The 22,088-nt window shown below is 62.2% G+C and carries 23 protein-coding genes; 13 read left to right on the plus strand and 10 right to left on the minus strand.

All coding sequences use genetic code 11. The features are described 5' to 3' along the window. Positions 1-87: 87 nt before the first annotated feature. Positions 88-516 carry a hypothetical protein gene (locus ACP7AD_RS03350; protein ID WP_426144525.1) on the plus strand — a complete coding sequence of 143 codons (429 nt, stop codon included), beginning with the start codon at positions 88-90 and terminating at the stop codon, positions 514-516. 34 nt (positions 517-550) lie between these two features. Here ACP7AD_RS03350 and ACP7AD_RS03355 read toward each other — a convergent pair whose 3' ends face one another. Further along, positions 551-1,522, minus strand: a complete 972-nt coding sequence (locus tag ACP7AD_RS03355) for a YcjF family protein (RefSeq protein ID WP_426144524.1) — start codon at positions 1,520-1,522, stop codon at positions 551-553. Between the two features lie 209 nt (positions 1,523-1,731). Here ACP7AD_RS03355 and ACP7AD_RS03360 point away from each other — a divergent pair, with 209 nt between their 5' ends. The 3 genes from ACP7AD_RS03360 to ACP7AD_RS03370 all read left to right on the plus strand — a co-directional run bounded on the left by ACP7AD_RS03360 (position 1,732) and on the right by ACP7AD_RS03370 (position 4,849). Then, positions 1,732-2,802 (plus strand): SPFH domain-containing protein, encoded by a 1,071-nt coding sequence (locus ACP7AD_RS03360; protein ID WP_426144523.1) that lies wholly within the window; start codon positions 1,732-1,734, stop codon positions 2,800-2,802. Between the two features lie 76 nt (positions 2,803-2,878). Further along, positions 2,879-4,000 (plus strand): zinc ribbon domain-containing protein, encoded by a 1,122-nt coding sequence (locus tag ACP7AD_RS03365; RefSeq protein WP_426144522.1) that lies wholly within the window; start codon positions 2,879-2,881, stop codon positions 3,998-4,000. 258 nt (positions 4,001-4,258) lie between these two features. Beyond that, a complete protein-coding gene (locus ACP7AD_RS03370; protein ID WP_426144521.1) occupies positions 4,259-4,849 on the plus strand; it encodes a pseudouridine synthase in 591 nt (196 codons plus the stop codon). A 3-nt stretch (positions 4,850-4,852) separates the two neighbouring features. Here the strand turns inward: ACP7AD_RS03370 and ACP7AD_RS03375 are convergent, their stop codons facing one another. Next, positions 4,853-5,395 (minus strand): DUF2242 domain-containing protein, encoded by a 543-nt coding sequence (locus ACP7AD_RS03375; RefSeq protein WP_426144875.1) that lies wholly within the window; start codon positions 5,393-5,395, stop codon positions 4,853-4,855. A 166-nt stretch (positions 5,396-5,561) separates the two neighbouring features. Between ACP7AD_RS03375 and trxC the strand changes: the two genes are divergently transcribed. Continuing rightward, a complete protein-coding gene (gene trxC / locus ACP7AD_RS03380) occupies positions 5,562-5,999 on the plus strand; it encodes a thioredoxin TrxC (RefSeq protein ID WP_426144520.1) in 438 nt (145 codons plus the stop codon). Between the two features lie 191 nt (positions 6,000-6,190). Here trxC and ACP7AD_RS03385 read toward each other — a convergent pair whose 3' ends face one another. Next, positions 6,191-6,796 carry a hypothetical protein gene (locus ACP7AD_RS03385; RefSeq protein ID WP_426144519.1) on the minus strand — a complete coding sequence of 202 codons (606 nt, stop codon included), beginning with the start codon at positions 6,794-6,796 and terminating at the stop codon, positions 6,191-6,193. A 369-nt stretch (positions 6,797-7,165) separates the two neighbouring features. Between ACP7AD_RS03385 and ACP7AD_RS03390 the strand changes: the two genes are divergently transcribed. Then, a complete protein-coding gene (locus ACP7AD_RS03390) occupies positions 7,166-7,630 on the plus strand; it encodes a TerB family tellurite resistance protein (RefSeq protein ID WP_426144518.1) in 465 nt (154 codons plus the stop codon). A 19-nt stretch (positions 7,631-7,649) separates the two neighbouring features. Here the strand turns inward: ACP7AD_RS03390 and ACP7AD_RS03395 are convergent, their stop codons facing one another. Genes ACP7AD_RS03395 through ACP7AD_RS03405 form a run of 3 tightly spaced genes read right to left on the minus strand, consistent with a single transcriptional unit; the run spans position 7,650 to position 9,538 of the window. Continuing rightward, on the minus strand, positions 7,650-8,648 hold the full coding sequence (locus ACP7AD_RS03395) for a TerC family protein (RefSeq protein ID WP_426144517.1): 999 nt from the start codon (positions 8,646-8,648) through the stop codon (positions 7,650-7,652). A gap of 42 nt (positions 8,649-8,690) precedes the next feature. Continuing rightward, positions 8,691-9,152: a TerB family tellurite resistance protein gene (locus ACP7AD_RS03400; RefSeq protein WP_426144516.1), complete on the minus strand. Its 462-nt coding sequence runs from the start codon at positions 9,150-9,152 to the stop codon at positions 8,691-8,693. A 38-nt stretch (positions 9,153-9,190) separates the two neighbouring features. Further along, positions 9,191-9,538 (minus strand): HPF/RaiA family ribosome-associated protein, encoded by a 348-nt coding sequence (locus ACP7AD_RS03405; protein ID WP_426144515.1) that lies wholly within the window; start codon positions 9,536-9,538, stop codon positions 9,191-9,193. 104 nt (positions 9,539-9,642) lie between these two features. On the opposite strand from ACP7AD_RS03405, the gene ACP7AD_RS03410 reads away from it, so the two are divergent. Then, complete coding sequence (locus ACP7AD_RS03410; protein WP_426144514.1) at positions 9,643-10,524, plus strand: LysR family transcriptional regulator; 882 nt, start codon at positions 9,643-9,645, stop codon at positions 10,522-10,524. Positions 10,525-10,602: 78 nt separating this feature from the next. Here the strand turns inward: ACP7AD_RS03410 and ACP7AD_RS03415 are convergent, their stop codons facing one another. From ACP7AD_RS03415 to ACP7AD_RS03425, 3 genes are all read right to left on the minus strand, one after another. Next, positions 10,603-11,004, minus strand: coding sequence for a SirB2 family protein (locus ACP7AD_RS03415; protein ID WP_426144513.1), 402 nt, complete (start codon positions 11,002-11,004; stop codon positions 10,603-10,605). A gap of 141 nt (positions 11,005-11,145) precedes the next feature. Continuing rightward, a complete protein-coding gene (locus ACP7AD_RS03420) occupies positions 11,146-11,409 on the minus strand; it encodes a DUF2249 domain-containing protein (protein WP_426144512.1) in 264 nt (87 codons plus the stop codon). 78 nt (positions 11,410-11,487) lie between these two features. Continuing rightward, the gene (locus ACP7AD_RS03425; protein ID WP_426144511.1) at positions 11,488-13,764 is read right to left on the minus strand and encodes a nitric-oxide reductase large subunit; all 2,277 of its coding nucleotides are present in this window, start codon (positions 13,762-13,764) and stop codon (positions 11,488-11,490) included. A gap of 218 nt (positions 13,765-13,982) precedes the next feature. On the opposite strand from ACP7AD_RS03425, the gene ACP7AD_RS03430 reads away from it, so the two are divergent. The 6 genes from ACP7AD_RS03430 to ACP7AD_RS03455 all read left to right on the plus strand — a co-directional run bounded on the left by ACP7AD_RS03430 (position 13,983) and on the right by ACP7AD_RS03455 (position 21,099). Then, the gene (locus ACP7AD_RS03430) at positions 13,983-14,492 is read left to right on the plus strand and encodes an RrF2 family transcriptional regulator (protein ID WP_426144510.1); all 510 of its coding nucleotides are present in this window, start codon (positions 13,983-13,985) and stop codon (positions 14,490-14,492) included. Between the two features lie 236 nt (positions 14,493-14,728). Next, a complete protein-coding gene (gene nirK / locus ACP7AD_RS03435; RefSeq protein ID WP_426144509.1) occupies positions 14,729-16,129 on the plus strand; it encodes a copper-containing nitrite reductase in 1,401 nt (466 codons plus the stop codon). A gap of 185 nt (positions 16,130-16,314) precedes the next feature. Beyond that, the gene (locus ACP7AD_RS03440; protein WP_426144508.1) at positions 16,315-19,146 is read left to right on the plus strand and encodes a class I SAM-dependent DNA methyltransferase; all 2,832 of its coding nucleotides are present in this window, start codon (positions 16,315-16,317) and stop codon (positions 19,144-19,146) included. 306 nt (positions 19,147-19,452) lie between these two features. Further along, the gene (locus ACP7AD_RS03445) at positions 19,453-20,079 is read left to right on the plus strand and encodes a nucleotidyltransferase domain-containing protein (RefSeq protein ID WP_426144507.1); all 627 of its coding nucleotides are present in this window, start codon (positions 19,453-19,455) and stop codon (positions 20,077-20,079) included. Next, complete coding sequence (locus ACP7AD_RS03450; RefSeq protein ID WP_426144506.1) at positions 20,063-20,479, plus strand: hypothetical protein; 417 nt, start codon at positions 20,063-20,065, stop codon at positions 20,477-20,479. The genes ACP7AD_RS03445 and ACP7AD_RS03450 overlap by 17 nt, the downstream gene beginning before the upstream one ends. Next, positions 20,476-21,099, plus strand: a complete 624-nt coding sequence (locus ACP7AD_RS03455) for a class I SAM-dependent methyltransferase (RefSeq protein WP_426144505.1) — start codon at positions 20,476-20,478, stop codon at positions 21,097-21,099. Before ACP7AD_RS03450 ends, ACP7AD_RS03455 begins: the two co-directional genes overlap by 4 nt. On the opposite strand, the gene ACP7AD_RS03460 is transcribed toward ACP7AD_RS03455, so the two are convergent. Then, a complete protein-coding gene (locus tag ACP7AD_RS03460) occupies positions 21,072-22,049 on the minus strand; it encodes a DHH family phosphoesterase (RefSeq protein ID WP_426144504.1) in 978 nt (325 codons plus the stop codon). The two genes, ACP7AD_RS03455 and ACP7AD_RS03460, sit on opposite strands and share 28 nt — an antisense overlap. Between the last annotated feature and the right edge of the window lie 39 nt (positions 22,050-22,088).

The raw sequence follows: 22,088 nt of genomic DNA on the forward strand, positions 1-22,088 counted from the left end.
GATTTTTTCCTACGCAAGTTGTCGCAGCCGGTGCCTAGCCAGCGCCTGGAACCGGGTCTATCTTGGCAAAGTACGGAGACTTTGGCCATGCAATTGCAAACCCTCGAACCCTCGGACGACATTACCTTTTTCATCGTGGAAGGCACGCACCGGATCGCCACCATCTCGATGAACGATTACGGCTTTTTGTTGTCAGCCCGAATGGCGCGGACTTACCTTGGCCGGGCCGAACAGGTGCTTGAAAACAAACGCGGATTCGACAGGGAATTTTTGACCGAAATCAGTACGCTCAAAACCACGGCCGCGTCGATGGGCCACGAATACGCGCAATTCGAAACCTTCTGCACCGATTGCGACCAGTTCGACCGGCTGGAAACGCGGAGCTGGCGGGAATGGCTGTCCAAATGCGCCGTTCGCGCCATTTCGCGCAGTTATCGCGGAACGGTCAGCCACCATCTGGCCTACAAGATCCGCCTGTTTCACTCAAGGCTGAGCGCGGTCCTGACCGCAGCGTAGAAAGCAACCGTGAACAGGCCGGACCGACCGGCTGCTATCGGCCGCGCACCATCGCCATGACCTGGCCTGCATCCAGCGTGGCGGCCTTTTGCTGGATCTGCGGCAGGTACTCGGTTTGCAACTTCTTCGCTGGCTCCAGCAGCCCCTGGTAGGTTTCGCGCAGCAGCGCCGTGTTCATGACCCGGCCGCCGACGTAGTAGCGCTTGGCCAGCTGCCCCAGCGCATAGGTGGTGGCAAACGAAAACGCCATGCCGGTGCCGGCGCCGCCGACGTTGCCAATGGTTTTGCCGGCCAGCTTGCCGAGCAGGCCGCCCAACAGCTTGCGACCGAACTGCTCCAGGTACTGCGAGGTCAGGCCGACGCCCGCTGCGGCGATGAATTCCTTCACATGGCCCTGGTCAAGCGTCACGCCGTGGGCCTTGCCGATGCCATAGACCATCTTGACCTGCAGCGGAATGATGGCCATCGACGCCCACGACTGCGGCAGCAGTTCGAGCGCGCCGTTGACCAGCGCATGGTTCAGGATGGAGCGGTCCAGTTCCGCATCATTGGCGGTAGACGGAAGAGCAGCAATCGCTGGCGAAGGCACGGGAAGCGCCTCGTCCAGCACGTCGATTTCAGCCAGTGCCGCCGCCTGCGCGTCGAAAGCCCGGGTCTGGGCCGGGTCCAGCGCCAATTGCTGCCGCAAGTCGGCCAGGAAGGTTCGCTCCGCCTCGGTCTGCTGGCCGTCGGCATCGCAGACGCAGACCGCCATTTCATAGGCCAGCTGGCGGTGGCTGGCGTCGCTCAGCTTTTGCACGGCGGCATCGAGTTTGGTGCGCTTGAGCAGCACGTCCTGGTAGAGGCGCGCCAAATTGGGCGCATTGGATTCGCTGGACAGCGACTCGGCAATGCGGCGGATTTCCTCGCGTTCGGCCTCGGTTTTGGTGCCGTCCGAAAAGGCGGCAAACAGGGCGATGGAAAGAAGGGCTTCTTGCTGTTCAGGGGTCATGGGAGGTTCTTTCAAGCGTGGGTTGGCAACAATGCAGGACCCGCTTGCCGTCGAGGGCAATGCATCCTCCGGGCGGCGGGCCGTTTGGTCATAATAAAACCGCGCACGCCGGCCCGGTTTTGCCCGGCGGATTTCTCATCGGGTCTGATGTGGATTTAAGCCGCCGGCCAGACCCGTTCCATTTCGCCTGCAACCCGACACAACCCGACAGACAAGGACGCCCCATGAGCCTGCTCAACCTCATCAAGAACCAACTGATCGAGGTCATCGAATGGACCGATGACTCGCGCGACACGCTGTCCTACCGCTGGCCGGACGAGGACAAGGAAATCAAGAACGGCGCGCAGCTCATCGTGCGCGAATCGCAGCAGGTGCAGTTCGTCGCCGCCGGCCAGTACGCCGACCTGTTCAATCCCGGCAAGCACGCCTTGACCACTGAAAACGTGCCGGTGCTGTCCACCATCCTGGGCTGGAAATACGGCTTCCAGTCGCCGTTCAAGTGCGACATCTATTACCTGAACACGCGCCTGTTCACCGGCAACAAGTGGGGCACGGCCAACCCGGTGATGATGCGCGACAAGGATTTTGGCGTGGTGCGGCTGCGGGCCTTTGGCACCTATGACTTTCGCATCGTCGAGGCAGCAAAGTTCCTGCGCGAAGTGGCGGGCACCGACCAGAACTTCAGGCTGGACGAGTTTGCCGACACCATGCGCTCGCGCATCGTCAGCGTGTTCACCGAAGCGCTGGCGCGCGCGGGTGTTCCGGCGCTCGACGTGGCGCAGCGCTACGCCGAACTGGGCGACGCGCTGCTGCCGCTGGTCAACCCGGCCATGCGCGAGAAGTACGGACTGGAAATCACCAGCTTCGTGCTGGAAAACGTGTCGGTGCCGCCCGAAGTCGAGCAGGCCATCGACAAGCGCTCCAGCATGGGCGTGATCGGCAACCTGAACGACTATGTGAAGTACCAGATGGGCCTGGCGCTGGGACAGGGCGGCGAAGCCGGCGCGGCCGCCACGATGCCCGCGCAGATGGCGATGGGCTTTGGCATGGCGCAGGAAATGGTGCGCGGCATGCAGGGCGGTGCCACCGCAGCGGCAGCACCCGCCGCCAGCACGCCGCCGGCCACCGCAGCAGCCGGGCTGGACGTGCTGACGCCCGAGCAGGCGGCGCAGTTGCTGGGCGTGTCGGTGGACGACGTGATGGCGTCCATCAACGCCGGCGACCTGAAGGCGCGCAAGATCGGCAGCGCCTGGCGCATTGCCAAAAGCGCGCTGGAAGAATTTCTGCGGGGCTGACGGGATAGCCTTTTCATTCGTGCCAGCCGCCATCACGGCGACTGCCCGACAACGCTGACACTGAAAAAACAAAAACATGGCGGAAATCTTCCAGGCCGCATCCGTGGGCAAGCACCCCTGCCCTGAATGCGGCGCCGACCTGCAGTGGAATGCCGCCCGGCAGGCGCTCGCCTGCCCCTATTGCGGCACGGTGGTGCCGTGGGCGCAAGGCAAGGAGCCCGAACCCGGCGCGGGCGTCGTCGAGCAGGACCTGCTCGACGCCCTGAGCAACCCGGCTGCCGGACGCGGCTGGGGCGACGAGGCAGGCAGCGCCAGGCGCGAGGTGCAGTGCCAGAGCTGCCGCGCCATCTCGGTGTTTGTCGATGGCAAGGTCGCCAAGCGCTGCGACTTTTGCGGCTCGCCATCCATCATCGAGCACGCATCGCTGAACGACGCCATCACGCCGCAAAGCCTGATGCCGTTCAAGATCAGCGATGCGCAGATGCGCGCCAGCCTGCGCAAGTGGTACGGTTCGCGCTGGTTCGCGCCCAGCAAGCTCAAGTCCGCCGCGCTGACCGACACGCTGAGCGGCGTGTACCTGCCCTACTGGACGTTTGATGCGCAGGCCAGCGCCCGCTGGCGTGCCGAGGCCGGCCACTATTACTACGAGACCGAAAGCTACCGGGACGCCAAAGGCAACCTGCAAAGCCGACAGGTGCGGCAGGTGCGCTGGGTGCCGGCAGCGGGCAGCCTGGACCATTTTTTTGATGACGTGCTGGTGCCCGGAACGATGGGCGTGCACCCCGCCCTGCTGCGCCAGATCGAACCTTTTCCGACGCTGACCGACCTCCAGCCCTATTCGCCTGGCTTTGTGCGTGGCTGGACGGTCGAACGCTACCAGATTGACCTGGGCAAGGCCGAAAAGCTCAACCAGCAAGCGATGCAGCAGCAAATGCAGGTGCTGTGCGGCCACCAGGTGCCGGGCGACACCTTTCGCAACCTTCAGGTCGATGCGCGCTTCGAGGGCCGCACTTTCAAGCACATCCTGGTGCCGGTCTGGCTGGTCAGCTACACCTACGGCGCGCGCAGCTTCCAGGTGGTGGCCAACGGCTACACCGGCGCCATTGCAGGCGAGCAGCCCTACAGCTGGGTAAAGATCACCCTCGCGGTGCTGGCGGTGCTGCTGCTGATTTTGTTGATGGTGTCGTTGAACCAATGACCGGCGGGGTTATGCCCGACAACTGTGAATGGCCCTGTGGACAAGTGACTGGACAAGTCCCGAAAGCGGCGCCAGCCTTGGCTTTGCGGGGCATGCCTTAAAAACAGGCAGCCGTGATTCCATCCAACAGGAGCAGCCTGCCGATAATGGCGCAATGAACAAACCGACCTCCCCCGCGCCCAAGGACGTGTCGCCCCGCCCGGCCAATACGCTGCACGCCCGGGACTTCATGGCGCTGGCCGACCAGTTGAGCTGCTGATGAGCTTGCGCATGCCAGGCATGGCCCGGCCGGCAGGGCTGATCGTCTTCAACAAGCCCTACGGCGTGCTGAGCCAGTTCACGCCGGAGGGGCGCTGGCGCGGGCTGAAGGATTTCATCGACCTGCCGGGGGTTTATGTCGCCGGCCGGCTCGATGCCGACAGCGAAGGCCTGCTGCTGCTGACCAGCGACGGCAAGCTCCAGGCGCGCATTGCCGACCCGCGCTTCAAGATGAAAAAAACCTACTGGGTCCAGGTGGAAGGCCTGCCCGGCGAGGCAGCACTTGAAAGCCTGCGCCGGGGCGTTCAATTAAACGACGGCCCCACCCTGCCCGCGCGCGCCAGCCTGATCGACACGCCGCCCGGCCTGTGGCCGCGCGATCCGCCGGTTCGCATCCGGCAGTCCATTCCCACCGGCTGGATTGAGCTAAGCATTCGCGAAGGGCGCAACCGCCAGGTGCGGCGCATGACGGCGGCGGTCGGGTTTCCGACGTTGCGCCTGATCCGTGCCGCCGTCGGTCCTTATTCGCTCGACGGCCTGACGCAGGGTAGCTGGCGCGAAGCCGATGCCGGCCTGGCCACGGCGGCTTGACGGTCAGTTGCTGGCGTCATCGGCCACCAGGTAACGCTTGACCAGGTCGAAGAAACGTTCATAAAAAATATCGGACGAAATGGTCTTGCTGCCGACCCTGACCATGGCATCGCTACTGGAACTGAACGGCAACGACACCGACCCCAGCGCGCCCACGCCCAGACTGGCCGAGTTGTTGCTTTTTTTCAGCGCATACACGTCCTGCAAGGCGGTGACGAAACCCAGGCTGACCTTGCCATCGGGGGTGTCGGGGGCACAGACGACACGGATTTCCATCTGCAGGTGCGATTCCGGTTCGGGCTGAAAGCTTTTGCGGCCCTCGACCATGTCTTCCCGGGCCGAACTGATGATGTAGCCCTGGCTCAGCAAGGCCCTTCTGGCGGCTTCGCAGGTCTGCGCGGCCGAGGCATCAAACAGCCGGGAATAGGTCACGGTGGAACTGAAGTTTTCCTGGGACGGAAACGATTTGGGCGTGCTGGCGCAGCCGCCCAGCAGGCCCGAGAGGCTTGCTGCCATCACCAGCCCGACGGTTGCGCTGCGGCGCATGTTGAGAGATCTCAAAACCAGTCACTCCTTGCGTGTCAAAGACTTATTTTCGTCCAATCAGCTCGAAAGGATATTGCCAGCGCGTCATCCCCCCGCGCTGGCGTTTCGAATCGCCATCGCTGGCCAAGCGCTTGAAATGCCGGCGCCAGGCCCCAAAGTCAGATGAATGACCGATTCACTTCACATCGTTTGCCCGCATTGCCACACCACCAACCGGGTTCGCACCGACCAGCTTGGCAGCGCGCCGACCTGCGGCAGCTGCAAGCAGGCGCTGTTCACCGCGCATTCGGCCGCGCTGGACGAGGCGGCTTTTGACAAGCACATCAGCCGCAACCAGATTGCGGTGCTGGTCGATTTCTGGGCGCCGTGGTGCGGCCCGTGCCGCCAGATGGCGCCGGCCTATGAGCAGGCGGCGGCGCAGCTGGAGCCACGGGTGCGGCTGGTGAAGGTTGATACCGAAGCCGTTCCCGCCCTGGGAACGCGCTTCAACATTCGCAGCATTCCGACGCTGGCGTTGTTCAGCGGCGGCCGCGAGATTGCCCGGCAGCCGGGCGCCATGGGGGCGGCGGACATCGTGCGCTGGGTGCAGGCTAACCTGCGTTGAAGCCAGGGGTTCTGACAGGCGGAAGCAGGCTTCGGTCGCTATTATTTGTATAGCTGCTTAGGCAAGCTCAGCATGCGCAACAGCCTTTTTTGGCATTAAAAAAGCCAAACAGACCGGCCTTGGTGGACCGAACTGCCCGGCTGATGCCAACCCGTTCAAGCGGGCGCCATGCCAGCGCGCCCCGTGCCGGTTCAACCGCGACCGCGTCGGTCGTTGCTGATCATGCGCTCCACGTCGGCGCGCAAAATGTCGAGCTCATCGCGCAGCTGGCGGCGTTCCTGCCGCGTCACCACGCCGTCAGACTTGAAGAAGGCCTCGTGGCGTGCAATCTCGCGCTCCCGGCGCTCCAGCCTGCGCGCTTCGCGCTGGGTGATGCGGCCCGAGCGCACGCCCTCGTCGATGCGCCGGCTCACCTGGTATTCGGCGTTGTCGATGCCGGGGGTGTTGGCAGCATTGGCGGGCGGGCGCACCACGTCGTTGTTTGCCATCATGCGTTCAACGTCGGCGTTCAGCGCGTTCAGGTCATTGCGCAGCTGCTGGCGTTCCTGCTGCGTCGCCGTTCCGTTGGACTTGTACTGGCTTTCCCGCATCTGGATGTCGCGGTCGCGGCGGATCAGCATTTGCGCTTCGGAAGGCGTGATGTGGCCGGACGCCATGCCTTGCTGGATGCGCGTGGTGATGGCTTGTTGCGCCTGATCAATGCGCGGCGTGCTGGTCTGGGCCATGGCCGGGCTCATGCCCAGTCCGGCAAACACAGCGGTGGCCAACAGGGAAGCGGTAAGGAATTTCGATTTCATAGGGTTCTCCAATACATGGATGGTCTTGCCGGCAGTTCGAATAAAAGGTTGCCGGAGCGGAAAAATTTCCGCCTGTTGTCAACCCCGTCACCCAAGCTGCTCCTGAATCGCTGCTTTTCTAAGGCTCCGTGTGATTCAGTAGCGCCATTGTTATCTTGCATTTGTTGACGCGATGTAAGGAAATCAGACATTTACCCGGTATTTACCTCGCGGCTACAAGCGTGTCGTCATGCGTCCTTTCTGCTTACACGCGTTGCAGCCGCGTAGTTACACGCTGCCCTTGAACGCCACAAACTGATCCCGAAGTGATGAAGTCGCACCTTGATGGCCGCCACCCCCGGTGGTGCAGTTTTTTTCCCTGGAAAACCCATGCTCAGAACCCTCAAAGACTTGTTCGACGCCTTCGCCGGACCGGCTGAAGAAACCCCGCAGGCGCGCGACCATGCGCTCAAGCTGGCCACTGCCGTGCTACTGGTGGAAGTGATGCGGGCCGATCCCGCAAGCCACGACACCGAGCGCCTGGCGGTGCTGACCAGCCTGCGGGAAAAGTTTGCGCTGCAGGGCGACGAACTGGCGCGGCTGGTGGAACTGGCCGAGCAGGCCGCCCGCCATGCCTCGGACTACCACCAGTTCACCTCGCGCATCAACGACCGCTTCAGCCATTCCGAAAAAATCCGGATGGTTGAGCACATGTGGCAGGTCGCCTATGCCGATGACCACCTGCATGCGAATGAAAACCAGCTGATCAGCAAGATCGCCGGGCTGCTGCATGTCACCCACGGCGAATACATTGGCGCCAAGCTGCGTGCCAAGGAAGCGGCCAGCCCGGCCTGAAGGCGCCTTGGGCCGTGTTTCAGGCGTCGGCATTGCCCGGGGGCAACCGCTCGCCGCGCGTTTTCCACAGCGACACCAGCACGCCGCCGGCAATCAGCCCGAAAGTCACGCCCAGCGAGACGACCGCCGGCATCTTGCCAATGACGTCGAGCAGCAGGATTTTTGTGCCGATGAACACCAGCACCAGGGCCAGGGCGTACTTCAGGTACTTGAAGCGGTGAATCATCGCGGCCAGCGCGAAGTACAGCGCCCGCAGGCCCAGGATGGCGAAGATGTTGCTGGTGTAGACGATGAACGGGTCGCTGGTGATGGCAAAAATGGCCGGTACCGAATCGACCGCGAACACCAGGTCAATCAGCTCGACCATGCACAGCGCCAGAAACAGCGGCGTCGCCCAGCGCACCGGCTTGCCGGTCACCGGATGCGGCTGCGTCACGATGAAGGCATTGCCCTGCAAGCCGTCCGTCACCCGCAGGTGCCGGCGCAGGAAAGCGAGCAGCGGGTTGTTCGTCATGTCGGGCGTGTGCTCGGCGGTCATCCACATCTTGATGCCGGTGAACACCAGGAAGGCGCCAAAAATGTAGAGCACCCAGCTGAATTCGCTCACCAGCGTGGCGCCGAGCCCGATCATGATGGCCCGCATCACGATGACGCCCAGAATGCCCCAGAACAGCACCCGGTGCTGGTAGACACGGGGAATGGCCAGCGCGGTGAAGATGAGCGCAATCACGAAGACGTTGTCCATCGACAGCGACTTCTCGATCAGGAAACCGGTGAAATACTCGATGCCGCTTTGCGCCCCTAGGTACCACCACACCCAAGCGCCAAAAAGCAGCGAAATGCTGATGTAGCCGGCCGACAGCAGCAGGCTTTCCTGCACGCCTATCTCATGGTCGTCCTTGTGCAGAATTCCCAGGTCAAGCACCAGCAGCGTCATCACGATGCCGATGAAGACCAGCCACAGCCAGGCGGCCTTGCCCAAAAAGGGAATCTGCAGCAATTGAATCAGAGTGTCCAAGAAATCCTCCGGAATCGATGGGATTTAAAACGGGTGCCAGCGTCAGGCGACGCGGTGCCCTGCCGTGTCTATTTTTCGGTCTTTGGGTTGACTCGAAGCAACTGGCGGCGTCTGCAAGGGCAGGCGCCATTGCAGCAGGGCGGCAGCCAGCACCACCGACTCGCCTTCCGCGAGGTGCCGGTCGGCCGCCACCAGGGAAACGCACAGGTCCAGCACCTGGCCCTGAAGCGCGGGATCGTCCACCTCGCCCAACACCTGGCGCAGCGGGTCGGACTTGAGCTGTGACAGGTCGGCCCAGCACATGCCGGCTGAAAACGCCATCAGGTCCTCACAAAAGGTATGCACCACGGTGTGCAGTTCGGCGCGGCTCAGGCCGAGTTGCTCATGGACCTGAAGCCGTTCGAGCAGGGCCAGTTCCGACTGGCACTGGTGGCCGTCGGCCAGCATGGTCAGGGCCAGAATCCGGGTGACGGCCTGCGGACTGTTGCGAGGATAGCTGCGCATGGAGTGCTCCTGGGTTGCCGGTGGAGGGATTAAAGCCGTCAGAGGTCGGCGGCGGGCGGCCGGTGGTGCGGCTGCGTGCGCTCGCGCTCCTGGCTGCGCCGCATGCTGCGAACGATGCGCTGCGCCGCCCGGGCCAGCGCGCCTTCGAGCGCCGCGCGCCAGTCGGCGGCCATTGCGGTGCTGACGATGCGGCCGCTGCCCTGCGTGGTGAACTCGACCTGGCAGCGCTTGTCAACGCCGCCGCGAGGGCCGTTCACATCCGACAGCCGGATGCTCGCCTGCGGCACCCCCCAGCTCAGGCGGCGCAGTACGAAACGCACGCGCTGCTCGGCCAGCGCATGGAATTGACGGCCTTCGATGTCGCGGGATTCAAAAATGACTTGCATTGCAGTGCTCCAGGGGTGGGGTTGAAGATGAAGCCAAGAATACGGACTTCTTCAATCCTTATAAAGCAGATAATTATTGAACTAAACTTCTGAAAAACCTGACGATGAGCATTCTTTTCAGCTACCGGCATCTTTACTATTTCTGGGTGGTCGCCAAGGAAGGCGGCATGGTGCGCGCCGCCGAGCGCTTGGGCATGGCAGTGCAGACCGTGAGCACGCAGGTGCGCGAACTGGAGCGGTCGCTGGGTTTTGCGCTGCTCAAGCCCGCCGGGCGCGGGCTGGCGCTGACCGAAGCCGGGCTGGCCGCCATGCGCCAGGCCGAACAGATTTTTCAACTGGGCGAGCAGTTGCCGGCGGCGCTGCGCGACGCCACCGGTTCGCCGGCCGTGCGGCTGACGCTTGGCGTGTCGGATGCGCTGCCCAAGCTGGCCGTCAGGCTCTTGATGCAGCCCATCATGCAGACGCCGGGCCTGCGGCTGCTGTGCCAGGAAAACAAGTTCGACGACCTGCTCGGCGAGCTGGCGCTGCACCGGCTCGACGTGGTGCTGGCCGACCGGCCGGCGCCGTCCAACCCCAACCTCAAGGTGTACAGCCATTCGCTGGGCTCGTCCACGCTGGCCTGGTATGCGCCGCCCGCCTGGCGGGCAGCGGCGCTGCAGGATTTTCCGCGCTCGCTGGCCACGGTGCCGGTGCTGCTGCCGACCGGCCATGCCGACGTGCGCACCGCGCTCGACCAATGGTTTGAACGCCTGGGCATCCGGCCCCACATCGTGGGCGAATTCGAGGACAGCGCGCTGCTCAAGACCTTTGGCAGCAGCGGCATGGGCGTTTTCCCGGCGCCCGAGCTGGTGCATGAAGAACTGACCAGCCGCTATGGCGTGGAGCGCGTCGGTACCTGCGAAGGCGTCGCGGAGCATTTCTTTGCAATAGCCGCGCACAAGAAAGTGCTGCATCCGCTGGTCCAGATGCTGCTGGCCAAGCCTTGAAATGCCGCATTTATGCTATTGATTCAATAGCTTACTATGTATGCGTGGATTGCACAAAACCCATTTTCAGCCAAAAGATCAGCCACCCAGCCCCAAAGCCTGAAACACCACGCCCACCTGCCGCGTCAGCGCCACCGCCACGATGTAGGCAAAGGTGGCCAGCGCCGCCAGCAGCGCAAACGTCCGCACGCCCTTGGTCTTGCCTCGCTTGAGGGCGATGGTGCCCAGCACGATGTAGGCCACCAGCGCCAGCACCTTGGCCGTCAGCCAGCTTTGCACGAACGGGTACTGGCCGCTCCAGAACACCAGCGCCAGGGCGCTGGTCAGCAGCAGGGTATCGACAACATGCGGCACGATCCTGACCCAGCGCCGCTGCAGCATCGGCGAGTCCAGCAGCATCCACAGGCCGCGCAGCAGGAAAAAGCTGCCGCTCAGGACGGCAAAGGTGATGTGGAGGTGCTTGATGGCGAGGTAGTTCACGGGCGGGTCCGGTGGGTTCAGCTTGACAAGGGGCGCAAACAACAGTGCCAGGTCCGCCGGTCTTGAACCCGCGTCCTGGCACATAAGGTGGCAGCACTGCAAAGCCGCCATTTTATAAGCGCTGCGAGCGCGGGCGTTCGATCAGCCGATGACCTTGAAATCAATCACGATCTCGCCCGGCTGGCGCTGGACATAGTCAATCGCCACGCTGGGGCCAAAGCGCGCGTTGATCTGCGACAGCAGCGGCAAGGGGTCGTGGTCATTGCAAAAGCGCATGGTTTCGCCGGGCTGGAGCGAGTCGAGCGCGCCAAAGATCGCCGCATGGCGAAAACGCTTGGCAACGCCGCGCGCATCAAATGGATAGACGCCTTCGGACGTCACGGGAAGGGCGCAGTTGTGGTTCATGAAAATTTTCCTGGAGGATTTTAAAGGTGCTCGCTGAAGACGCGGCGGAGGCCAGCATCTTCAGCCAGCGGTGGGTAATCAAGCCTGTTTGGCGCGGCTTGCAGCAACCTGGGCTGGCTGGTTCTTGCCACTCATCAGCAGGCGGATGGCAAACCAGGCCAGGCAGACCGCACCAATGCTGAACACCACATCGCCCGGCACCCGCATCCAGACCATCGTTTCCATGAAGGGCGAATGCACCACGTCGGGTGACCGTGCAAACCAGGTGCCCTGGGTAATGCTGGCCCAGGCCTGGTAGATGCCAGCCGGCACCAGCGAGATGAACACCATCATGGCCAGTCCGATATTGAGGCACCAGAACATCGGCGCCAGCAGCTTGTCCGACCAGGCAGCGCGAGGCGACAGGCCGCGCAGGCAGAACAGCAGCAAACCGATACCGAGCATGCCGTACACACCAAACAAGGCGGCGTGACCGTGGGCAGCCGTCATGTTCAGGCCTTGCAGGTAATACAGCGCAATCGGCGTGTTGATGGTGAAGCCCAGCAGGCCCGCACCTACGACGTTCCAGAAACCCACGGCAATGAAGCACAGGATGGACCACTTGTAAGTCTGCACCCAGGGCGCGGACTTGGAGCGCTGGAAGTTGCGATAGGCTTCGACACCGATCATGGCCATTGGCACCACTTCGAGCGCCGAGAACATCGCGCCAATCGCAATCACGAAGGTTGGCGTACCGGTGAAGTACAGGTGATGCAAGGTGCCCAGAATACCGCCGAACAGGAACACGATGGTTTCCAGCACGATGGCGCTGTTGGCCGTGGCCGCGCGGATCAGGCCCAGACGGGTGAACAGCAGCGCAATGACGGCGGTGGCGAACACTTCAAAGAAGCCTTCGACCCACAGGTGAACCAGCCACCAGCGCCAGTATTCGATCATCGAGTAATGGGTCTTTTGACCCCAGGTCAGCGACGTGGCGTAAAAAGCGCCGATGCACAAGGCGGCCAGGAAGACCATCGCAATCAGGCCGCGGCTTTCCGATGGTTTCTTCAGCGCAGGCATCAGTCCGCGACCGAGCAGCAAGACCCAGAACAGCAGGCCGACGAACAACAGGATTTGCCAGATTCGGCCCATGCTGGTGAATTCGAGACCCTGGTTGCCAATCCAGAAGCTGAAGTTGGTGCCCAGATGCTGCAGCGAGCCAATCCAGCCGAAGGCGGTGGAACCCACCACAATGAACAGCAAGGCGTAAAACAGCACGTTGACACCGAGTTTTTGGTACTTGGGCTCGTGACCGGAAATGGCCGGCGCAATGTACAGGCCGGTGGCCAGCCAGGCCGTGGCAATCCACAGCACTGCAAACTGGGTGTGAATGGTGCGGCTCACGCTGAACGGCAGGATTTCTGCCAGCGGGAAGCCGAAGAAGTCGTTGCCCTCGACCGCATAGTGGGCCGTGATCACGCCCATGCCGATTTGCGTCAGGATCAGGCCAATCACCACATAAAAGTATTTGCGCGTGGCCTTCATCGACGGCGTCGGCTTCATGTCGAACAGCGGGTCGGATTTGAGCGGCTTGGGGTCTTCCTCTTCCTTGACGGTCGAGTGGTAAAACACCATCGCCCAGATGCCGGCAATCATGAGAATGACGCTGGCGATGGACCAGATTCCCGCAGTGGCGGTGGGCGTGTTGTCCACCAGCGGCTCATGCGGCCAGTTGCTGGTGTAGCTGAGATCAGCTTCGCCCGGCCTGTCGGTGGCGGCGGACCAGGAGGCCCAGAAAATGAAGGCGGGCAGCGCCTTCAGGTCATCCGCGTCAGGCAGCGCTCCGGAATTCATCGCGTATTGCTCACGCAGTTTGTCCAGCGACGGCGCATCGCCAAACAGGTCGGTGTAATGCTTGGCAACCTGTTGGACTGCCTCGGTGCGCTCGGGCGACAGGGTAATTGCACCGGTGGCGGCGTTATAGGTGTTGCCGCGCATCTCGCTTTTGAGCCGCGCGTTCAGTTCGCCCTGCTGGCCGACGCTCAGTGCTTCATAAGGCTTGCCGAAATCACGTTGTGCCCACAAGGCGCGCAATGCCAGCGCTTCGCGGTGCAGCCAGTCAGCCGACCAGTCAGGCGCCAGGTAGCTGCCGTGACCCCAGACCGAACCGAGTTGCTGGCCGCCGGCCGACAGCCAGGCTTTCTGGCCGCGCTGGACCTGGCCTTCGGAGAAAAGCACCGTGCCTTTGGTGCTGATGACTTGTTTGGGAATTGGCGGAGCTGTCAGGTAAATCTCTGTTCCGACCCAGCCGAGAACGGCAAAGGACATCGCGCAGATGACAGCCAGCCAGGTCCAGAGTTTGCGCGTGGCGTGCATGGCAAATTTCCTTGTTTTTGGAGAGCAGTTGAAAAATCTGAAAACACTTCAAATTTAATAACATGGATTCTATCTGCATCTTTTATAAAGATACCAATGAAGTACATTTTTTTATTTGGAACGTTCCTGAAAAGCATCACGCTCGATAGAATTGACAAGGTTTTCCACGCAGACACGCCCATGCGTCCACCCGCCCCCACACCCGAGAATTCACGCGCATGAGACTCACCACCTACACCGATTACGCCCTGCGCACGCTGATGTACCTGGCCGCCAACCGCGACCGGCTGGTGACCATCCAGGACATTGCCGATGCGCATGACATTGCCAAGAACCACCTGACCAAGGTGGTGCATCAGCTGGGCATCATGGGCGTGGTCGAATCGTTGCGGGGCCGCAACGGCGGACTGAGGCTGGGCAAGGAACCCGAGCAGATCAACATTGGCGCGGTGGTGCGCAGCACCGAACCCGACTTCTACATGGCCGAGTGTTTCAACCCGGGCAAAAGCCATTGCATCATGAGCGCGGCCTGCTCGCTGAAGGATGTGCTCAACGACGCCACGACCGCCTATCTGGCGGTGCTCGACGGCATCACGCTCGACTACCTGATGAAGACCAACGGCAAGCGCAACGCCCCGGAAGCGTCCTTCAAATTGATTCCGGTCCGACTCCGGCCGGATGCGCCGCAGACGGCTGAACCGGCGACAGACCTCCAGCATCCGGTTTGAAACAGGCCTGGAACTGACCAGGCTTTCCACGATGCTTGAGCCCCTTGCAAACCTTGATCTATGTCAAATTAAAACATGTATTAAATATGTACATTATTTCCGAGCAGGCCAAAAGAGCCTGCCGCAGATAACCGCCGATTCACTCGCCTAAACGGCGACAGTACGGTGGACCGCAAAAAAACCTGGCGCGAATTCCACGCCAGACATGAAGTTAAAACATGTTTAAGGTCAGAAAAATGAAAGCCGGTTTTATTCGTAAAGCAGTAGCAAGCGCAGTCATCGGTGTTGTCGGACTGGCGTCAAGCTACGCCGCCACACCCCATGGCCAGCACGACACGGGCGTCAAGGCCATACCTGACGTGACCTTTACCCTGCGCACCGACATTGCCGACGGCAAGCTGGTGTTCATCGGCGAAGCCGGCGCCATCAAGGGCAAGGTCAACCCGCAGCTCGCCGTACCCGAAGGCGCCATCGTGCAGATCAACCTGGTCAACGGCGACGGCGCGACGCACGACATCAGCGTGCCGGACTTCAAAGCTTCGTCAAACCAGCTCAACACCAAGGGCGCCAGCACCACGATTGTGTTCAAGGCCGACAAGAAGGGCGAATTCAAGTACATCTGCACCCTGCCCGGCCATGTGCAAGCCGGCATGATGGGGCAAATCATGGTCGGCGATGGCGCTGCCAAACCCAAGGCGCTCGGTGCGGACGTTTCACGCAACCCGATGGACGTCTCGCAGCCGGTCGGCGCCCGTGGCCCGCAAAGCGTGACGGTGAACCTGGACACCACCGAAGTGCTGGGCCAGCTGGACGACGGCACCACCTACAAATACTGGACCTTCAACAACAAGGTGCCAGGACCGTTCATCCGCGTGCGCCAAGGCGACACCGTGACCGTCAACATGGCCAATGCCGCCGACAGCAAGATGATCCATTCGGTGGACTTTCATGCGGTCACCGGCCCTGGCGGCGGCGCGGCCGTGACGCAGGCGGCGCCCGGCACCAGCAAGAGCTTCACCTTCAAGGCGATCAACCCCGGCCTGTTCGTGTACCACTGCGCCACGCCCATGGTGGCTCAGCACATTTCCAACGGCATGTACGGCATGATCCTGGTCGAGCCCGAAGGCGGACTGCCCAAGGTGGACCGCGAGTTCTATGTGATGCAGGGCGAGCTGTACACCAGCCAGCCACACGGTACGCTCGGCGAAAACGAGTTCTCGCTCGAAAAGCTGCTGAAAGAGCAGCCCGAGCACATGACGTTCAACGGCGCCATGGGCGCCTTGACCAAGACGCACCGCATGGAAGCGAAAGTCGGCGAAACCGTGCGCATCTTTTTTGGTGTCGGCGGCCCCAACGCCACGTCGAGTTTCCATGTGATCGGCGAAGTGTTCGACCGGGTGTTCAACATGGCCGACCTGACCTCGCCACCCAACAGGAACGTGCAAACCATCTCGGTACCGCCCGGTGGCGCGTCCATGGTCGAGTTCAAGGTGGAAGTGCCCGGACGCTACATCCTGGTGGACCATGCCCTGTCAAGGCTTGAAAAAGGCCTGGTTGGCTTCCTGCATGTGGTCGGCCCTGAGAATCCAGAGGTCTTCCACACCTCTGAAAAGACGAGCGCCAACTCGGGCCATTGAACAAGGAAAAGAGGAGTTTGCAGCCCGCGCAGCGGCCAGTTGATGGCGGCGCAGGCTGCCTTCCAAGGCGCGACAGGTTTCTGTCGCGCCTTTTTTTGTTTCTTGCAGGCCAAACGGCAGGAGTTGTCCAATGCGCCAGACCTACACTCGTCCAGCCCCCAGCTCACTCAAAGACCGCCACCGCCATGCCCCTTTCCTGGAACGAAATCAAATCCCGCGCCCTCACCTTCAGCCGCACCTGGGCCGACGCGGCCCATGAAGACAGCCAGGGCAAGCCCTTCTGGATTGATTTTTTTGAAATTTTCGGCATCACCAACAAGCGTGTCGCCACGTTCGAGCATGCCGTCAAAAAGCTGCCCGGCGCCAAGGCCAAAACAGACGGTTTTGTCGATCTGTTCTGGCCCGGCATGCTGCTGGTGGAGCAAAAGTCGCGTGGCAAGAATCTGGACGCGGCGCTTGAGCAGGCGCTGTCTTACTTTCCCGGCCTGGCCGAGCGCGACCTGCCGCAGATCGTCATCGTCTGCGACTTCGCGCGCTTTCGGGTGCACCGGCTCACCACCGGCGAAACCATCGAATTCGCGCTGAAAGACCTGCACAAGCACATCAAGGTGTTTGGTTTTGTGGCCGGCTACAAGACGCTTGAAATCAAGCCCCAAGACCCCGTCAACATCAAGGCCGCCGAGCGCATGGGGCGGCTGCACGATGCGCTCAAAGCCAGCAACTACACCGGCCACCCGCTTGAGGTGCTGCTGGTGCGGCTGCTGTTTTGCCTGTTTGCCGACGACACCGGCATTTTTCAGCCGGCGCAGGCGTTTCGCGCCTTCATTGAAGAGCGCACCGCCGCCGATGGGTCTGACCTGGGTTCACGGCTGGCGCAGCTGTTCCAGATCCTGAACACCGCCGAAGCCAGGCGCAGCCAGGCGCTTGATGAACAGGTGGCCGCTTTTCCGTATGTGAACGGCAAGCTGTTCGATGAAAACCTGCCCATGGCCGACTTCAGTCCTGCCATGCGCGAGGCCCTGCTCGACGCCTGCGCGCTCGACTGGTCGGCCATTAGCCCGGCCATTTTCGGCAGCCTGTTCCAGAGCATCATGGACGACAAGGCGCGCCGCAACCTGGGCGCGCACTACACATCAGAGGAAAACATCCTCAAGCTCATCAAGCCGCTGTTTCTGGACGAGCTGTGGGGCGAGTTTGGGCGGGTCAAAAGCAACAAGAACCGGCTGTTTGAATTTCATAAAAAGCTGCGGCTGCTGACGTTTTTTGACCCGGCCTGCGGCTGCGGAAATTTCCTGGTCATTAGCTACCGCGAGCTGCGCCTGCTCGAACTCGAAGTGCTGCGCGCGTCCCATTCGTCGGGCCAGCTCAGCGTGGACGTGCACCAGCTCATCGGCATCAACGTCGATCAGTTCTACGGCATTGAAATCGAGGAATTCCCGGCCCAGATCGCGCAGGTCGCGCTGTGGCTGATGGACCACCAGATGAATTTGCGCGTCAGCGAGGAGTTTGGCCTCTACTTCGCCCGCATCCCGCTGCGCACCACGCCGCACATCGTGCATGGCAATGCGCTGCGGCTGGACTGGAACGAGGTGCTGCCGGCGGAGCGCTGCAGCTTTGTGTTGGGGAATCCGCCTTTTGTGGGCGCCAAGTTCATGGACGATGCGCAGCGTGAAGACACCCGTGCCGTGTTTTCCGGCATCGGCAATGCGGGCCTGCTTGATTTTGTGGCGGCGTGGTATGTCAAGGCTGCGCGCTACATCAAGGTGCCCGGGGCCGGCATCGAACCTGCATATGGCCGCTGTGCATTCGTCTCAACCAATAGCGTCACCCAAGGCGAGCAGGTCGGCGTGCTGTGGGGCTGGCTGCTGGCACAGGGCATTCATACTCACTTTGCCCACCGCACTTTCAGCTGGACCAACGAAGCCAAAGGCAAGGCCGCCGTGCATTGCGTGATCGTGGGCTTTGGTCTGGAAGACCGGCCCGGCAAGGTGATTTACGAGTACGAGGACATCAAAGGCGAACCGCACGCCGTCCCGGCTCACAACATCAATCCTTATTTGGTCGATGCAACCGACGTGACGCTGCCGCGACGGTCAACACCCATTTGCGAAGCACCTGAAATTGGCATTGGCAACAAGCCGATTGACGACGGCAATTACCTGTTCACGACAAATGAAAAACAGGACTTCATCGCGCTGGAGCCTGCCAGCCAAAAGTGGTTTCGCCGTTGGCTGGGAGCCGACGAATTCCTTAACGGATACGAGCGCTGGTGTCTGTGGCTGGGCGACTGCTCACCTGTCGAATTGCGCGCTATGCCTGAAGCCCTAAAACGGGTCCAAGCTGTCAAGGCATCTCGATTGGCCAGCAAGAGTCCGCCCACACAAAAACTGGCCGCTACGCCAACGCGGTTTCACGTTGAGAACATGCCTAAAAACCCGTATTTGGTATTACCTGAAGTCTCATCCGAACGTCGGCAATTCATTCCGTTCGGCTTTGAACAACCCTCCACGTTGTGTAGCAATCTGGTCAAGCTTGCGCCCAATGCAACGCTGTATCACTTCGGCATTCTCTCCAGCACCATGCACAACGCCTGGGTGCGAACCACCTGCGGACGCCTGAAAAGCGACTATCGCTATTCAGCCAGCATCGTCTACAACAACTTCCCCTGGCCCGATTTATCATCAAATCAGCCTCCAGCGCATACTGGACGGGCGCAAGCCGCTATCGAAACCGCAGCACAAGCCGTGCTCGACGCGCGCGCCCAGTTCCCCGATTCGTCGCTGGCCGACCTGTACGACCCGCTGTCCATGCCGCCCGCGCTCGTCAAGGCGCACCAGAAGCTCGACGCGGCGGTGGACAAGGCGTATGAACTCGGCGGCGGCAGGAAAAGCTACAAGAACGACGCCGAACGCGTGGCCTATCTGTTCGAGCTGTACCAGCAGTACACCAGCCTGCTGCCCGCCGAAAAGGCCAAACCCAGGCGCCGGACGAAAGCCGTTCAGGGCGAACTCAGCTGACCTGCCATGCCGCCCGGCCCCGCGCCCGTTTTCCTCCTTCCCCCGCTGGGGGAAGGTTGGGATGGGGGCCTGCCCGAATCCGGCCTGTCGCCGCGATCAACCCCGGCAGCCGGCATGGCCCCCCTCGCGCCCTGCAAGGCGGACGGCTGGCGGTCAACCACCGCTGGCCCCATCCCAGCCTTCCCCCAAAGGCGGGAAGGAGGAAAACAGGGAAAGTCAAGGGCCGCTCCATGGCCAGAAGCCGGATGGTGCAAATGCCTGCAGGCTTGTCGCAGAAACCCCAATATAGGTATGATGCAACCCAATATGGGTACGATACAAACCAGTTCCCCTGCCGCCTCCAGCCTGGCCGACGCCTTGTTTCCCAAGGTGCGGCAGCGTGTGCTGGCGGTGCTTTTTGGCAAGCCAGACCAGAGCTTTTACGCCAATGAAGTGATTGCGCTTGCGCAGTCGGGCACCGGGGCCGTGCAGCGCGAACTGGCGGCCCTGGCTGAAGCGGGCCTGCTCACGGTCAGCAAACAGGGCAACCAGAAGCACTTTCAGGCCAACGCGGCGGCGCCGGTGTTTGCCGAGTTACGCGGCCTGGTTCTCAAGACCATGGGCCTGGCCGATGTGCTGCGCGTGGCCCTGGCGCCGCTGGCACTGCAAATCGAGGCAGCCTTTGTGTATGGCTCGGTGGCGAAACAGCAGGACACGGCGTCCAGCGACATTGATCTGATGATCGTCAGCCCCAGCCTCGGTTATGCCGACGTGTACGGCGCCCTGGAAAGCGCCGCTGCCACGCTGGGCCGCACCATCAACCCGACGCTTTATGACCCCGTCGAGCTGGCCAGGCGCATCAGGCAAGACAATGCGTTTGTCACGCGCGTGCTGCAGCAACCCAAAATCTGGTTAATCGGAACCGAGGAGAAACTCCATGCCCAACCCGCTTGAGAACCTGAGCGGCCCCGGAAAACCCCTGAAGGCGGAGGCGCCGGACGCCCAGGAATTGGCGGGCTTGTTGCGCAGCGGCCTGGCCCGGCTCAAGGATGCACGCAACGCCACGCTGGCGCTCGAAAGCCGGTTTGACCTGGCCTACAACGCCGCCCATTCGCTGAGCCTGGCGGCGCTGCGGCGCATGGGCTGGCGCTCCGGCAACCGCTACATCGTGTTCCAGGTGCTGCCGCACACGCTGGGCCTGGGTGCCGAAGTGTGGCGTGTGCTGGACAAGTGCCACAACACGCGAAACCTGGGTGAATACGAGGGCTTGCTTGAAGTGGATGAGCGGCTGGTCACAGACCTGATTGCAGCGACGCAAGCGGTGGCTGATGCGTTGCAAGCCCGACTGCCATGACCCCCTCCTGGTACGACCGCTACATCCTGCCCCCCGCACTGGACTTTGCCTGCGGTCTGCCCATGGTGAGCCGCCAGCGCCAGTTGATTGTTCCGCTGGCGCGCGGCCGGGTGCTGGAAGTGGGCATTGGCACCGGGCTGAACATGCCGTGGTACGACCGGACCCGCGTGACCCGCATCACCGGGCTGGACCCGGCCCTGCAACTGCATCCACGGGCGCGCGAGCGCATCGAAGAGGCCGGGCTGGAGGTGGAACTGGTGGGCCTCTCGGCAGAACAGATTCCCCGGCCCGACGCCAGCTTTGACACGGTGCTGATCACCTACACGCTGTGCACCATTCCCGACCCGCTGGCGGCGCTGCGCGAGATGCGCCGCGTGCTGGCGCCCGGCGGGCAGTTGCTGTTTTGCGAACACGGCCGGGCGCCCGATGAAGGCGTGCGGCGCTGGCAGGACCGGCTGCAGCCGCTATGGGGAAAGGTGGCCGGCGGCTGCCACCTGGGGCGCGACATTGCAGCGCTGCTTGTCGAAAGCGGTTTCAGCGTGGCCCATCTGCACACGCGCTACCTGCCCGGCCCGCGCCCGTTCACCTTTCATTACTGGGGCGAGACGCTGCCGGTTTGAACGCTGTCGGCTTCCTGCGCGGCTAAAGGCGCGGGCGCAGCGACAAACACGCCGCTCAGCAGTTCAAGCAGGCGCTCAATCCCCATCTTGAAGCCGCAGGCCTGCGCGTGGCCGCCGCCGCCCATGCTTTCGGCCAGCGCGATGCAGTCAAAGCCGCGTTGCGAGCGCAGGCCAACCTTGACGCCGCCGCTTTTCCCCACATGCCACATCAGCGCGAAGCTGCCGCTTTTTTCGGACAGCAGGTTGCCCAGCAGGCTGTGGAACACACCGGGCACGTTGACCATCAAGCCGCTTTGGCCGTTGAAGACGATGGGCTGGGCAGAGTCAACCATGTCGGTGACGAGCTTTTTGAATTTCTCGTCCATGGCGACGCCGCGCGCCATGAAGTCGGCGGTTTGCGCGGGGCTGAACTGGGCAATCTCGGCCCAGCGGGCAAAGTCGAGCGGCTCCATGTCGAGCGCAGCCAGAAAGCCGGCGCTCTCGGGATACTGCCAGGCCCAGATATCGCGGTCTTCGATAAAGCGCACCAGGTCGGGCACTGGCTTGTCGGGATGGAAAAACTCCCAAGCCAGCCGGGCGCCGGACTTGTCCATGTCGAAATGCACCACGCCGCAGCGGCAGGCAAAGCCGGTCAGCTTTTCGGCGGCGCTCTTGTGGTGGTCGAGCATGACGAGCTTGGCGGCACGCTCCTCGATGCCGCGCAAAATGTCGGCCGAAAACGAGAAGTCGAGGATGTACACGGCGCGGCCTGACAGCGCGGGAAGGTCATCGACCGACTTGATGTCGCCGTGGTCGAGCGGCAGGAATTCGGCTTTTCCCGCATAGAAAAGCCAAGCCGCCAGGGCCGAGCCAAAGCCATCGGGGCATTTGCGGCCGTGGTAGATGACCAGTGGCTGCGGGTCGTTGAGGTCGGGGGCGAACAGGAGTTGCAGGGGAAGAATGGTTTTCATGATGGGCGAATTGTCGCCTCGCGGCGGCCTGCCCTTCGC

The organism is Polaromonas sp. DSP2-3-2b2, assembly GCF_049895905.1.
Lineage (GTDB): Bacteria > Pseudomonadota > Gammaproteobacteria > Burkholderiales > Burkholderiaceae_C > Polaromonas.